At 33.4% G+C, this 14,139-nt stretch carries 11 protein-coding genes; 1 reads left to right on the top strand and 10 read right to left on the bottom strand.

Annotation, left to right across the window (positions count from 1 at the left end):
* Nucleotides 1–3 precede the first annotated feature (3 nt).
* The 8 genes from H9L18_RS07070 to hrcA all read right to left on the bottom strand — a co-directional run bounded on the left by H9L18_RS07070 (nt 4) and on the right by hrcA (nt 10,215).
* A complete protein-coding gene (locus H9L18_RS07070; RefSeq protein WP_126791472.1) occupies nt 4–1,722 on the bottom strand; it encodes an ABC transporter ATP-binding protein in 1,719 nt (572 codons plus the stop codon).
* 141 nt (nt 1,723–1,863) lie between these two features.
* The gene (gndA, locus tag H9L18_RS07065; protein WP_126791474.1) at nt 1,864–3,291 is read right to left on the bottom strand and encodes an NADP-dependent phosphogluconate dehydrogenase; all 1,428 of its coding nucleotides are present in this window, start codon (nt 3,289–3,291) and stop codon (nt 1,864–1,866) included.
* A gap of 101 nt (nt 3,292–3,392) precedes the next feature.
* Entirely contained in the window at nt 3,393–4,292 is a 900-nt protein-coding gene (locus tag H9L18_RS07060; protein WP_126791476.1) for a DMT family transporter, read from the bottom strand.
* A 118-nt stretch (nt 4,293–4,410) separates the two neighbouring features.
* Nucleotides 4,411–5,349 (bottom strand): metal ABC transporter substrate-binding protein, encoded by a 939-nt coding sequence (locus H9L18_RS07055; RefSeq protein ID WP_126791478.1) that lies wholly within the window; start codon nt 5,347–5,349, stop codon nt 4,411–4,413.
* A gap of 124 nt (nt 5,350–5,473) precedes the next feature.
* A complete protein-coding gene (gene dnaJ / locus H9L18_RS07050) occupies nt 5,474–6,622 on the bottom strand; it encodes a molecular chaperone DnaJ (protein ID WP_126791480.1) in 1,149 nt (382 codons plus the stop codon).
* 138 nt (nt 6,623–6,760) lie between these two features.
* Nucleotides 6,761–8,593 carry a molecular chaperone DnaK gene (gene dnaK, locus H9L18_RS07045; RefSeq protein WP_126791482.1) on the bottom strand — a complete coding sequence of 611 codons (1,833 nt, stop codon included), beginning with the start codon at nt 8,591–8,593 and terminating at the stop codon, nt 6,761–6,763.
* A gap of 32 nt (nt 8,594–8,625) precedes the next feature.
* On the bottom strand, nt 8,626–9,147 hold the full coding sequence (gene grpE, locus H9L18_RS07040; protein WP_126791484.1) for a nucleotide exchange factor GrpE: 522 nt from the start codon (nt 9,145–9,147) through the stop codon (nt 8,626–8,628).
* Nucleotides 9,148–9,168: 21 nt separating this feature from the next.
* Entirely contained in the window at nt 9,169–10,215 is a 1,047-nt protein-coding gene (gene hrcA, locus H9L18_RS07035; protein WP_126791486.1) for a heat-inducible transcriptional repressor HrcA, read from the bottom strand.
* Nucleotides 10,216–10,490: 275 nt separating this feature from the next.
* On the opposite strand from hrcA, the gene H9L18_RS07030 reads away from it, so the two are divergent.
* On the top strand, nt 10,491–12,008 hold the full coding sequence (locus tag H9L18_RS07030) for a YfcC family protein (RefSeq protein ID WP_126791488.1): 1,518 nt from the start codon (nt 10,491–10,493) through the stop codon (nt 12,006–12,008).
* Nucleotides 12,009–12,049: 41 nt separating this feature from the next.
* Here the strand turns inward: H9L18_RS07030 and hemW are convergent, their stop codons facing one another.
* Entirely contained in the window at nt 12,050–13,183 is a 1,134-nt protein-coding gene (gene hemW, locus H9L18_RS07025) for a radical SAM family heme chaperone HemW (protein WP_126791490.1), read from the bottom strand.
* Nucleotides 13,183–14,133 carry a riboflavin biosynthesis protein RibF gene (gene ribF, locus H9L18_RS07020; RefSeq protein WP_126791492.1) on the bottom strand — a complete coding sequence of 317 codons (951 nt, stop codon included), beginning with the start codon at nt 14,131–14,133 and terminating at the stop codon, nt 13,183–13,185. The genes hemW and ribF overlap by 1 nt, the downstream gene beginning before the upstream one ends.
* Between the last annotated feature and the right edge of the window lie 6 nt (nt 14,134–14,139).

Below are 14,139 nucleotides of genomic sequence, written 5' to 3'. Positions count from 1 at the left end.
ATTTTATTCAACCTCCTTAGCTTTTTGGGTTTCATAAATTTCTCGGTAAACATCACTTGTTTTAAGTAACTCTTTATGTGTTCCTTGAGCAACTAATTTACCATCATCTAAAACTAAAATATTATCAGCTTGAACCACTGATGAAATCTTTTGAGCAATAATAAATGTTGTTGTATCAGTTAATTCATTCGCTAGAGCTTCTTTAACTAATTTTTCAGAGCGAGCATCTAAAGCACTTGTGCTATCATCTAAAACTAAAACCTTAGGATTACCAATGACACCTCTTGAAATAGATAAACGTTGTTTTTGACCACCCGAGAAATTTGATCCCCTTTCTTCAACATGACCATAATAACCATCAACTTGCGTATCAATAAACTCAGTTGCTTGAGCGATAGTAGAGGCTCTTTTCATTGCTTTGTCATCAGCTTTTCTATTTCCTTGTCTCAAGTTATCTGCAATCGTACCTGAAAAAAGAATAGCTTTCTGTAATACCAATGCGACATTTTCTCTTAAGTCTGTTTTATCAACATCAACTAAGTTAGCTCCACCGACATGGATACTACCTTCCGTCGGGTCATACATTCTAACAATCATTTGAGCTAACGTTGATTTTCCAGCACCTGTTGCTCCAACAACACCTATTGATTGACCAGATGACACCTTAAAGTTGATATTACTTAAGGTTGGTTTATCTGCTCCATCATAAGTAAAACTAACATTTTCAAATGACACTGCTCCTGTTTCAATTGGTTGAGTGCCTTCTGTTTTAAACGTTAATGTTGGTTCTGTTTCCATGATTTCATTTAATCGCTTCAAAGAAACCATCCCACGAGAAGCCATCATCATCATCATACCTCCGATGATAATACTCATCATGATTTGCATTAAATAATTCATAAATGACACGATGGCACCAATAACTTCTAAATCTGTTTTAGCATAATCAGCCGCAAAGAAAATAGAAGTAACAATTGCTAAATTAGCAATTAACATAAATGTTGGAATCATTACTGAGAACAAGTTTCCAACCGAAATAGTGTGTTTAGCTAATTTATCTGACACACTTGTAAATTTTTTAATTTCATTCTTTTCTTGTACAAAAGATTTGACCACACGGATACCAGCTAAATTTTCTTTAGCAATACTATTAACTCTTTCAATATATCCTTGAATTTTAGTAAAGTGTTTACCCATTAATCCAAATAAAGTGCTAACCGTTAAGAATACTAATACAACTAATAGAATAATAACCCACCACAATTTAGGAAGTGTAATCATAGCTAAAATGAAGCTCCCTATAAATAAAATTGGAATTCTTAAAATAGTTTGAAAAGTCATCATAACAATATTTTGTACTTGGTTCACATCATTTGTTAAACGAACAACCAGGTTACTTGTTGAAAATTTTTCAACGTCACTAAATGAGAAAGTTTGAATTTTTTTAAAACCATCTGCTCTCATACCAGATGCAACTTCTTGAGAAACTTTTGCTGCTAGAACGGTGTTTACAATTCCTGCAAGTAAGCCGATTATCGCAACGATAATTAAGACAATTCCCACACTTTTTAATTCTTGATTGTCTTCATTCATAACCGCAGTCATTACTTTTTGCAGTAATTTTGGCTGCCACAATTGTGATGTTACCATAATAACCGTCATCAAAAACGACAGAAATACAAAGCGGCCTTGTTCTTTGATTTTCTTCATCAATAATGCCATACATTACCCTTCTTTCATAAAATAAGTCAGAACTATATGTTATACGAATAAACGTTCTTTTGCAACTGATTAACACTTGATTTCAATCAAAAAACAAAAAAACTTTTACTCTTTCATTATAAAAGAGCAAAAGCTTTCATTTTATTTATTTTCTTCTGAATACCAATCGTAATGGAACACACCATCTCTATCTTTTCTTAAATAAGTATGCGCACCAAAATAATCTCTTTGTGCTTGAATGATATTAGCTGGTAAATCTGCTGTTCGATAAGAATCAAAATAAGCAATAGCTGAAGAGAACGTTGGTGTAGGCACACCTGATTGAACTGCTAACGCTACAACATCTCTCACAGATTGTTGATATTTTTCAGTAATATCTAAGAAATACTCATCTAATAATAGATTTTTAAGCTCAGGATTACGGTCATAAGCGTCAGTAATTTCTTGTAAGAATCTAGCACGAATAATACATCCTTCACGGAATATTTTAGCAATTTCACCGTATTGTAAATCCCAACCATACTCTTCACTTGCCATTTTATACTGAGCAAATCCTTGTGCATAACTCATAATTTTACTAAAGTAAAGAGCTTGACGGATTTTTTCGATGTACTCTTTTTTGTCTCCGCTAAATTCAGCAAACGTAGGTGCTGGAATAATTTGACTAGCTTCAACACGTTCTTCTTTAAGTGCTGAAATATAGCGAGCGAAAACAGATTCTGTAATCAATGGCAATGGAGTTCCTAAATCAAGTGCATTTTGGCTTGTCCATTTACCAGTTCCTTTATTTCCAGCTGCATCTAAAATAACATCAACAATTGGTTTACCTGTTCCTAAGTCATCTTTTCTAGTTAAAATATCAGAAGTTATTTCCATTAAGTAACTATCCAATTCACCTTGGTTCCAATCAGCAAATATATCAGCTACTTCATCAACTGATAACCCTAAAACGCGTGTTAATAAATCATATGATTCAGCAATTAATTGCATATCTCCATACTCAATTCCATTATGGACCATTTTAACATAGTGTCCTGCTCCATTTGGACCAATATACGTCACACACGGCATGCCGTCATCAGCTTTAGCTGCAATTTTTTCAAAGATAGGTCTAACTAATTCATAAGCTTCTTTTTGACCACCTGGCATCATTGAAGGGCCTTTTAATGCGCCTTCTTCTCCACCTGAAACACCAGTTCCAATAAAGTTAATACCTGAGTTTGCTAACTCTTCGTTTCTTCTAATTGTATCTTGATAGAATGTGTTTCCTCCATCAATTAAAACATCTCCATTATCTAAATGAGGTAACAAGCTTTGGATCGTTAAATCTGTTGCTTTTCCGGCTTGAACCATTAACATAATACGACGTGGTTTTTCTAAAGAATCAACAAATTCTTCAACAGTATAAGTTGCTACCAATTTTTTATCAGGATGTTCTTTGACAACCTCTTCAGTTTTAGATCCTGTTCTGTTAAAGATGGAAACTGAATATCCTCTGCTTTCAATATTTAAAGCTAAATTTTTTCCCATCACGGCCATTCCTACGACACCGATTTGTTGTTTGGACATGAAACTACCTCCTAATATTCGTACCATCTTATAATAAGATTTTTTTAATCTATTTTATTATAGCTCATTTTTCATTTAAATTAAAATAATTATTACCTTTATTACATATCACTATTTCTAGAAAGTAAAAAGACTGAGAAAATAATGATAACCATACTAATTATTTCAATTGGTAAAATCACTACTCCTAAGAATAAACTCGAAAAAAGAGCAGAACTTAACGGTTCAAACGATGTTAATAAACTAGAAAATTGCGCAGGAATATATCTTGTACTTTTCAATAAGCAAATATAAGAAAGAATAGTACCAAAGACAACAATAAAACAAACTAAACCAAATGTTTGTAAGTCAAGCTCTGGAACATCCTTCCAAATTGGATGATACAATTGGAATAGCAAGCCACCAAAGAACATACCCCACCCAATAATAGTTGTTGTTCCATACTTTGCCATGATTCTTCTTGGTTGAATAATATAAAAAGCACCAAAGAAACCTGCCATTAACCCCCAGAATAAGCCTAAGACTGAAATTGATAATGTACCAAAGTCACCTTTTGTTACAAGTAATGCTGTTCCAAACAAGGATAAAGCAATACTTATCATGCTCATCACATTCGGTATCTTCTTTGATTCAAATATAAAATAAATGACAATAAAAATAGGTGATAAGTACTGTAGAATAGTTGCTGTTGCCGCGTTAGATACTTTAATAGCTGCAAAAAAAGCATACTGTAAAAAAATAACCCCAAACACACTAAAGATCAATGTGCTCAGCATATCTTTTTTATTCTTTAAAATAGTAAATAATTTATTTTTTTGTGAAAAATATAAATAGAATAAAATTAAAATACCTGCAAACAACATTCTAACGCTAACTAACCAGCCTGTTGATGCACCTTTATTTTGCATAATGTATTGAGCACAAACTCCTGAGCCTCCCCAAAAGATTGCTCCTATAATAGCTAATAAAATACCTTTTGTTTTATTTCCAACTTTGTTCATAAAAATCTAATCCCCCTAACTGTCCTCCATTATAGTGTATTTTGACTAAAATAAGCAAAAAAAATCTAAGAATATTAATTCAATTGAAAAAAGAATTAATATTCTTAGAGTTAACGTCTTATTTAATAGATAGTTTTAAAGCATCTAAATTTTGATTCATGATAGATAAGTAATCCTCACCAGCATCTCTCTTACTTTTTGAAACAGTCTCCATTGGATTTAATACAGCAAGTTCAGCACCAGTAGCATCAGAAATTGTTTTAGCAATTTTAGGTGAAGCAGAACTTTCAGTGTAGATAGTTTCTATTTTTTCGTTTTTAACAAAATCTTCTATTTTCTTTAATTCTTTAGGCGTCGGTTCTTGATCTGGTGAAATACCAGAAATTGGTCTTTGTTCTAAATTATAACGATGTGCTAAATATGAAAATGCCATATGTTGCGTTACAAATTTTCTATTAGTCACATCTTTAAAACTTTTTGCATAGTCTTGATCAAGTTTGTCTAAATCCTTTTTAAAATCATCAGCATTTTCTTTGTAAAAAGAAGCATTTTCCTTATCAACAGCTGCAACTTCTTTTGTGATTGTATCAACTTCTTGTTTTACTAAAATAGGATCTAACCATACATGAGGATCTACCGCATGAGAATGTCCTTCATGCTCATCAGACTCTTCCTCATCATCGTGAGCACCTTCTAGTAATTCAATACCTTTACTTGCTTCAATAACTTTAATTTTTGATGTATCAATATTTTTTAATACACTTTCTACCCAAGTTTCCATCTCATGAGAATTGTAAATAAATACATCAGCATTTTGAATTTTTGCCATATCTTTTGCACTTGGTTCATAATCATGTGGTTCTACTCCACCATCGATTAACATTGAAACATTAGCTTTATCTTTCGTTACTTTAGTCGCAAAATCATACATTGGATAAAAAGTCGTAACCACGTTTAATTGGTCTTTTTTTACCTCTTCTTTTTTTTCTGCTGGGGAACACGCAACAAAAGCCATTGCTGCTCCTAATATAAACGTCAAACTTAAAAATTTCTTCATCTAAACTCTCCTTCAAATCGTAATTGTTACTATTTAGATTTTTATTCTATCCTTTTTCATTCTTAATTGCAAGTATTTTTAATAAAAAAGAAGTTAATCATTTTTCAGATTAACTTCTCATTGTTTATTTACGTTTTTTTTTATTCCCTGAAGAAAAAGCATCTTTCATTTTATCAAAAAAACCTTCTTCTTGCTCAATAACAGCTTTATCTCCACTAGCAACTGCAAATTCACGGAGAGCTTTCTTTTGGTCTTCATTTAAATCAGTAGGTGTTTCAATCACAACAGTTACTCGTTGGTCACCATTACCACTTCCACGAAGTTTTGTAGCACCTTTACCTTTTAGTCTAAAGGAAGTACCTGTTTGAGTTCCTGCTGGTATTTTTAACTTAACTCTACCATGAACAGTTGGAACTTCAATTTCATCACCTAGTGCTGCTTGAACAAAAGAAACAGTCTGTTCATAATAAATTTCTGAGCCTTCACGTTCAAAGATTGGACTTTCTTCTACACGGAAAACCACATATAAATCGCCATAAGGTCCGCCATTAAATCCTGCTTCACCTTGTCCTGCTAAACGCATTTGTTGTCCGTCTTCTACACCGGCTGGTACGTTAACCTTAACAGAATGAGATTTAACCATTCGACCTTCACCATGACATGTTGTACATTTTTCCTTAATTGTTTTACCTGTTCCATTACATTCATCACAGGCTTGACGACTCATCATTCGACCAAGTGGTGTTTGTCTTTCCACATTGATTGTACCTGAGCCATGACATTTACTACATGTTTCAGGTTGAGTACCAGGTTTAGCACCTGTTCCGTTACATGTTGTACAATCATCTTCACGGTTATAACGAATATTTTTTTCCAAGCCAAAAATTGCTTCATTAAACGTTAAATCCAACGTATATTGTAAATCAGCACCTTGTCTTGGTGCATTTGGATTAGAACTTCTACCAGATCCACCACCAAAGAATGACTCAAAGATATCTTCAAACCCACCGAAGCTACCTCCGCCACCAAAGCCACCGGCCCCAAAGTTAGGGTCAGTACTTGCATGACCATACTGATCATAGGCAGCACGTTTTTGAGAATCACTCAACACTTCGAAGGCTTCGGATATCTCTTTAAACTTATCTTCTGCATCTGGCTCTTTGTTAATATCTGGATGGTATTTTTTTGATAATTTACGATAGGCTTTTTTTAATTCATCATCTGTCGCTGTTTTTTCAACACCTAAGACTTCATAATAATCTCTTTTGGCCATTTTACGTAACCCTCCATCTTTTCTACTATCAGAATCCACTAAATCATAACACAAATCAGATGTCTCTGAAACCTAATTTTTATTATGAAGAGAAAAAGCCTAAAGCTCAACGCTTTGGCTTTTTCTAAAGTTCATTCTTTATTTGTTTTCGTCGTCGTTGATTTCTTCAAAATCTGCATCAACAACATCATCAGCGCCACCAGCTGCTGCTTCTGGGTTTTCAGCTTGAGCTTGTTGAGCTGCTTGTTCATATAATTTAACAGTTAAAGCTTGAACGATTTCGTTTAATTCATCGCGCTTAGCTTTCATGTCTTCTAAGTTATTAGCTTCAACAGCTGCTTTTAATTCATCACGAGCTACTTCTGCTTTTTTAACTTCTTCTTCGTCTACTTTACCTTCTAATTCTCCTAAAGTTTTATCAACTGAGAATAATAAAGCATCGATATCATTTCTTAAATCTACTTCTTCTTTACGTTCTTTATCCGCTTCTGCATTTGCTTCTGCATCTTTAACCATTTTTTCAATTTCTTCATCAGTTAAACCTGAAGATGATTTGATTGTAATAGTTTGTTCTTTTTGAGTACCTAAATCTTTAGCACTTACGTTTACAATACCATTTTTATCAATATCAAATGTTACTTCGATTTGAGGAATTCCACGTGGTGCTGCTGGAATATCAGTTAATTGGAAACGACCTAATGTTTTGTTGTCTGTTGCCATTGGGCGTTCACCTTGTAATACGTGAATGTCTACTGCTGGTTGGTTATCAGCTGCAGTTGAGAATACTTGTGATTTACTTGTAGGAATTGTTGTATTACGATCAATTAATTTAGTAAATACTGATCCCATAGTTTCAATACCTAATGATAATGGTGTTACGTCTAAAAGAACAACGTCTTTAACATCTCCAGTGATAACTCCACCTTGGATTGCTGCTCCCATTGCTACTACTTCATCAGGGTTTACTGATTTGTTTGGTTCTTTACTAGTTTCTTTTCTTACAGCTTCAACAACTGCAGGAATACGAGTAGATCCACCAACTAAGATAACTTCATCAATTTCTGAAATTGAAATGCCAGCATCTTTGATTGCTTGACGTACTGGAATTTTAGTTCTTTCAACTAAGTCTGAAGTTAATTCGTCAAATTTCGCACGAGTTAAGTTCATTTCTAAGTGAAGAGGTCCAGCTTCTCCAGCAGTGATAAATGGTAAGCTTATTTGAGTACTTGTTACACCTGATAAATCTTTTTTAGCTTTTTCAGCTGCATCTTTCAAACGTTGAACAGCCATTTTATCTTGAGATAAGTCAATACCATTTTCTTTCTTGAATGCTTCTACTAAATGAGCGATGATTTTTTCGTCAAAGTCATCCCCACCTAAGTTGTTATCTCCAGCTGTAGATAATACATCGAATACCCCATCGCCCAATTCAAGGATAGAAACGTCAAATGTACCACCACCAAGGTCAAATACTAAAACTTTTTCTTCTTTGTCTGTTTTGTCTAAACCATATGCTAAAGCAGCTGCAGTTGGTTCGTTAACAATACGTTCTACTTCAAGACCAGCAATTTTACCAGCATCTTTTGTTGCTTGACGTTGTGCATCATTGAAGTAAGCAGGTACAGTAATAACTGCTTTATCTACTTTTTCGCCTAAGTAATCTTCAGCAAAACCTTTTAAGTATTGTAAAATCATTGCTGAAATTTCTTGAGGTGTATATGATTTTCCTTCGATTTCTTCTTTAAAGCCAACTTCACCAATATGACGTTTAATTGATCCGATTGTATTTGGGTTTGTTACTGCTTGACGTTTAGCAACTTCCCCTACTTGGATTTCGCCATTTTTAAATGATACAACAGATGGTGTTGTTCTATTACCTTCTGGGTTTGTAATAATTTTTGCTTCTCCACCTTCTAATACTGATACAGCAGAGTTTGTAGTTCCTAAGTCAATACCGATAATTTTACTCATATTTATGATCCCCTTTGATTTTAATTTTTAATTTATTGTGCAACAATTACCATTGCTGGTCTTAAAATTCTATCATGTAGAATGTAGCCTTTTTGTAAGACTTGAACAATCTCATCTGACTCTTGACCTTCTGACAACGGAATTGTTTGAACCGCTTGATGTTTGTTTGGATCGAATGTTTGTCCAAGAGAGTCAATTTCTTCAACTCCTGCTTCTTTAAATGCATGAAGCATGCCTTCTCTAACCATTTCGATTCCTTTTTTCATACTTTCGCCATGCTCATCATTTGTTTCAATTTCCAAAGCACGGTCTAAGTTATCTAATGCTGTTAACAAGTCTTTTGCTAAATTTTGTGCACGATACTTAGCAGAGTCCTCGCGTTCTTTATTATGGCGATTTCTCATGTTAACAATTTCAGCTTGAGCACGTAAGAATTTATCTTCCATCTCACTCAACTCTTGTTTTAATGTTTCTTCAACTGAAATTTCTTCTACAGCTTCTTCTGTTGTTTCTTCTAATTCTTCGATTTCTTCAATCTCTTCGTTTTTACTCAAATCATCCGTCTCCTTCCAACACTATTTTTCTAATGGACTTTCTAAACTTCTATAATAAGAATCTAGATGTCCCGATAATTCGTCTTTAAATACATTTACTAAACCTAGTAGTTTCGAATAGGACATACTGGTTGGTCCTAAAAGAGCAATAACACCTTTACCATGCTCAGGTACCTCATAAGAAGCTGTAATTAAGCTCATGTTCAACAGTAATTCATTTTCAATTTCATCACCTATTTTAATATCGATACCTGTTGTATCAGGTAATAAAATCTCAGTTAATTTGTCTGAATCACTTATTAAAGAGTAAATTGATTTAAATTCAGCTACATCCGTTAAGACTTCTGAATTTAATAAATTCATCCCCCCGCTAATATAGATTTGATCATCAAAAGCTTGATTAAAGACTTCCTCAAACAAGTATAATACATTAGACGAATTTGAGAAATACTTCTGAAGGACTAAAGGTATTTCCGTCCTTAGTTTATGATAGACCGTTAAAAGATTTTCTCCAACGAGTCGATCATTGATAATTCGAATCATTTTTTCGATGTCCTCTGATGAAATGTCATTAGGAATAGAAAAGACTTGGCTTTCTACATAACCTTGATCCGTTACAATAATGGCAATCAATTGATTTCTATTTAATGGAACAATTCTAAAACCTGTTAACTTTCTTTCCTTAACTTCTGGACCTAATGAAAAGGCCGTATAACTAGTTAAGTCAGATAAAATCTTGGCAGATTGTTCAATGATTTCATTGGTTGCATTGTAGCGTTGATTTAGCATTTGCCTAATCTTAATCACTTCATGATTGGTCATTTCAACTGGTGTCATCAAATGATCCACATAAAAACGATATCCTTTAATAGAAGGAACACGCCCTGATGATGAATGCATCTTTTGAATCAACTCGAATTCTTCCAGTTTTGCTAAGTCATTTCTTATTGTAGCTGAGCTGGCATTGATACCATGATTCATCAGAGTTTTAGAACTGACTGGTACACCCGTTTCAGTATAAATTTTGACTAACATATGCAATATATTCAGTTGTCTTTCACTTAACACAATCATCACCTTCTTTTTTAGCACTCTTAACAAGCAAGTGCTAACTACATGTATTAATATATCAAGTTACTAAAAAATTGTCAACAATAAACCTTTAAATTTTTAGCACTCTTTACACTCGAGTGCTAACCTTTGTTTTCATTAAATCTTTATGATGTTTTAGTTTCATATGATTAACAAACTCACATGTTATTCTAAATATATTCTTTCTTTCCACCAGTTGTTTCTTAGAATCCGATATAATAGAAGATATCAAACAAAGGAGATGGAAAACGATGAAAAAAAAGTTTAGCTTTCCCAGTGCGTACACGGTTATTTTGATTGTTCTTTTTTTGGTACTTGTATTAACTTATTTTATTCCCGCCGGTAAGTACGCCACATTAGGTTATGAAGCAGAGAATCAAGAGTTTGTTATTACTCAGCCCGATGGAGAATCATCTAAAGAACCTGCTACACAAAAAACATTGGACAAATACAAAGTAAACACAAACCTTGAAAAGTTTACAAACGGTGATGTTTACAAACCCGTTGCTATCCCTGGTTCTTATGAAGAGTTACAGCGTGAAAAAAGAACACTTTTTAGTGCGCTAAAAGAATTCTTGAGCGCTCCCGTTCAAGGTTTAGCTCAATCCATTGATATCATTACCTTCGTTTTAATTCTTGGAGGAATTATTGGTGTTATCAATAAAACTGGAGCCTTTAACGCTGGTATGAATTCCCTATCCAGGAAGCTTCAAGGAAAGGAGAAATGGCTAATTATCTTAACCTTGACCCTAATCGCCATTGGAGGAACAACTTTTGGATTTGCTGAAGAAACAATTGCTTTCTATCCAATACTAATTCCAATTTTCATGGCAGCTGGTTATGATGCGTTAGTTGCCATAGCCACGATTTATCTTGGTAGTTCTATAGGTACCTTGGCTTCTACAATTAATCCTTTTTCAATTGTAATTGCTAGTAATACAGCAGGTATCAACTTTACGGACGGTATTGGTTTGAGACTTGCTATGTTAATCATTGGTACTATCATGAGTATTTGGTATACAGTTCGTTATGCTGAGAGAGTTAGAAAAAATCCAGCTGAATCATTAGTATATGATCAAAAAGATGAACTTGAAGAAAAATACTTAAAATCTAACAGTGATGAAGAAATCCCTGTTTTTGATTTACGTAAAAAATTAATGCTTATTATCTTTGCTGCTGGCTTTGGTGTAATGGTATACGGTGTAAAAGAATTAGGTTGGTTATTTGTTGAAATTTCTTCTTTATTCTTATTAATCACTTTTATCATTGCTGCACTTTCTGGCTTAAAAGAAAAAGAATTTGTTAGTGAGTTTGTTACAGGAGCAAGTGATTTACTAGGTGTTGCTTTAATCATCGGTTTAGCTCGTGGTGTAACAATCATCATGGAAAACGGAATGATCAGTGATACATTAATGTATTGGTTAAGTAACAGTGTGTCAGGTATGCATGGCCCTGTCTTCACAACGATGATGTACTTCATCTATATTTTATTAGGATTCTTTATTCCTTCTTCATCTGGTTTAGCGGTTCTTTCTATGCCTATCATGGCACCTCTAGCAGATGTTGTGAATGTAGATCGTGCTTTAGTAATTGATGCTTATAACTGGGGACAAGGAATCATCTCTTACGTTGCTCCAACTGGTTTAGTTTTAGCTTCTCTTGAAATGGTTGATGTAACCTTTGATAAGTGGTTAAAATTCGTTTGGAAACTGATGGTAGCGACAATTATCGTCTCAATTGTTCTTCTTGCAATTGGTGTATTCTTATAAATAAAAAAACAAAAGCGACTGGAAAAAAATCCAGTCGCTTTTTAATTGATTAAAAATTCTTTGAATACTTCATTACCAAGAATTAATCCTTTACTTGTTAAAGAAACATAACCATTTTCTTTTTTAATCAGTTTTTCTTCTATTAATTGTTGTATTATTTTTCCATAAACTGCGTCTAAAGAACGGTTAAATTTTTGTTCAAACTTTTTGATTGAAACGCCTTCTGTTTTTCTTAAACCTAAAAACATTTCTTCTTCCATCTGATTTTCTATAGATAATTCTTCAATCGTAATAGTTGGCAATTCATCGTTTTCAAGAGGTTTTAAATAGTGTTGAATAGGCCCATGATTTTTATAGCGTATATTTCCTAAATAGCCACTAGCACCAGCACCAAGTCCATAATAATGTTCATTGTTCCAGTAAATTAAATTATGTTGACTTTCTTTTCCTGGTTTAGCAAAATTACTGACTTCATATTGATGTCTTCCTGCTTTTGTCATCTTATCAATAGCCAGCTCAAACATATCACCTTCCACATCAATGCCAGGCAAATGCAGTCTCCCTTGTCTTGCCCAATTATAAAACATGGTTTTATTCTCAAGTATTAAAGAATACATGGAATAATGCGGTAAATCTAAAGACAAAGCTTGATTTAGCGTATCTTCAAAATCCTCAATTGTTTGGTTAGGCAAAGCGAAAATTAGATCAATACTAATATTATCAAAATTAGCTGCTTCAAAAATTTTCATAGTGTCGTAAACATCTTTTGCAGAATGTTTTCGCCCAATTTTTTTTAAAAGTCTATCATTAAAAGATTGAACGCCCATTGATACTCGGTTTACACCGTAATTCTGTAACACATTTAATTTTTCTAAAGTCAAATCTCCAGGATTAGCTTCTACTGTAAATTCATCACCATCTTTAAAAGGTAACTCCTCACGAACCCCTTTTAATAATACATCCAATTGATTCGCAGAAAGAGAAGTTGGTGTGCCTCCTCCAATATAAATGGTTTCCGTGTTATCTGATGGAAATTTAGCCTTGGTCAATCTAATTTCTTTTATTAAAGATTCTATATAGTCATCTACTGGTTGCCCTTCAATAAATACTTTATTGAAGTCACAATAAAAACAGATGTGTTCACAAAAAGGGATGTGAATGTAAGCTGAAGTCATTATAAGACTCCTTTATAAGTAAAATACTCTCTTGTATCTTCTTCATCTTTTTTCAATTGGGCAATTAAGCCTTCTACACCATCAAATTTCATTTCTTTTCGTAAGTAATGACACCACTGAACTGAAACATGTTCGCCATAGATGTCTTCATCAAAATCTAAAATATTCACTTCGATTGTCATTGGACGATTTTTTTCAAATGTTATATTATAACCGATTTGAGACATTCCCATGTACCATTGATTGGCTACTTTAATTTTAACAGCGTAAACACCACCAACTGGTAATAAAGATTGATTAGATATTTTAATGTTTGCAGTTGGAAAACCAAGAGTTCTACCACGCTTATCCCCATGAACTACCATTCCGGATAACTCATACGTGTAACCTAAAAATTCATTAGCACCTTCCATATTACCTTCTGCCATCATTTTTCTGATGTTAGTTGAGCTAATTTTTTCGTCACCTTGTTTTTGTTTAGGTACTTCAATAATACTAAAACGGTCTTTACTATAAGTTGGAAGTAAATCCATACTCGCAATATCTGCTTTACCGTATGTATAATCAAATCCTGCAACTGCAGTGACCGCATTTAAGCCAACAATATACTGGTCCACAAAATCTTGTGGTTCTAAACCAGCAAAAGCTGAAGTAAATTCAACAACATAAAGAATATCTACACCGTTTTCTTCCATGCGTTTTATTTTTTGATCTACTGTAGTAATGTATTTCATTTTTTTATGATCTATCTTTTTAAAAACAACTGAAGGATGATGATTAAACGTCATGACTGCTAATTTTTTTCCTTTTTCAATTGCTTCTTTTTTTCCTGCTTCAATTACTTTTTGATGACCTAAATGCACACCATCAAAAAAGCCTAGTACTAATACCACCTCTTCTTTTGGTATCTGTGACTTTTTATATGGATGATGTATTCTTATGACTTCCATGTGCTT

Source organism: Vagococcus carniphilus (genome assembly GCF_014397115.1).
Classification (GTDB): Bacteria; Bacillota; Bacilli; order Lactobacillales; family Vagococcaceae; genus Vagococcus; species Vagococcus carniphilus.
The sequence above is the reverse complement of the archived record's forward strand: the minus strand, read 5'-3'. Positions and strand labels throughout refer to the sequence as shown.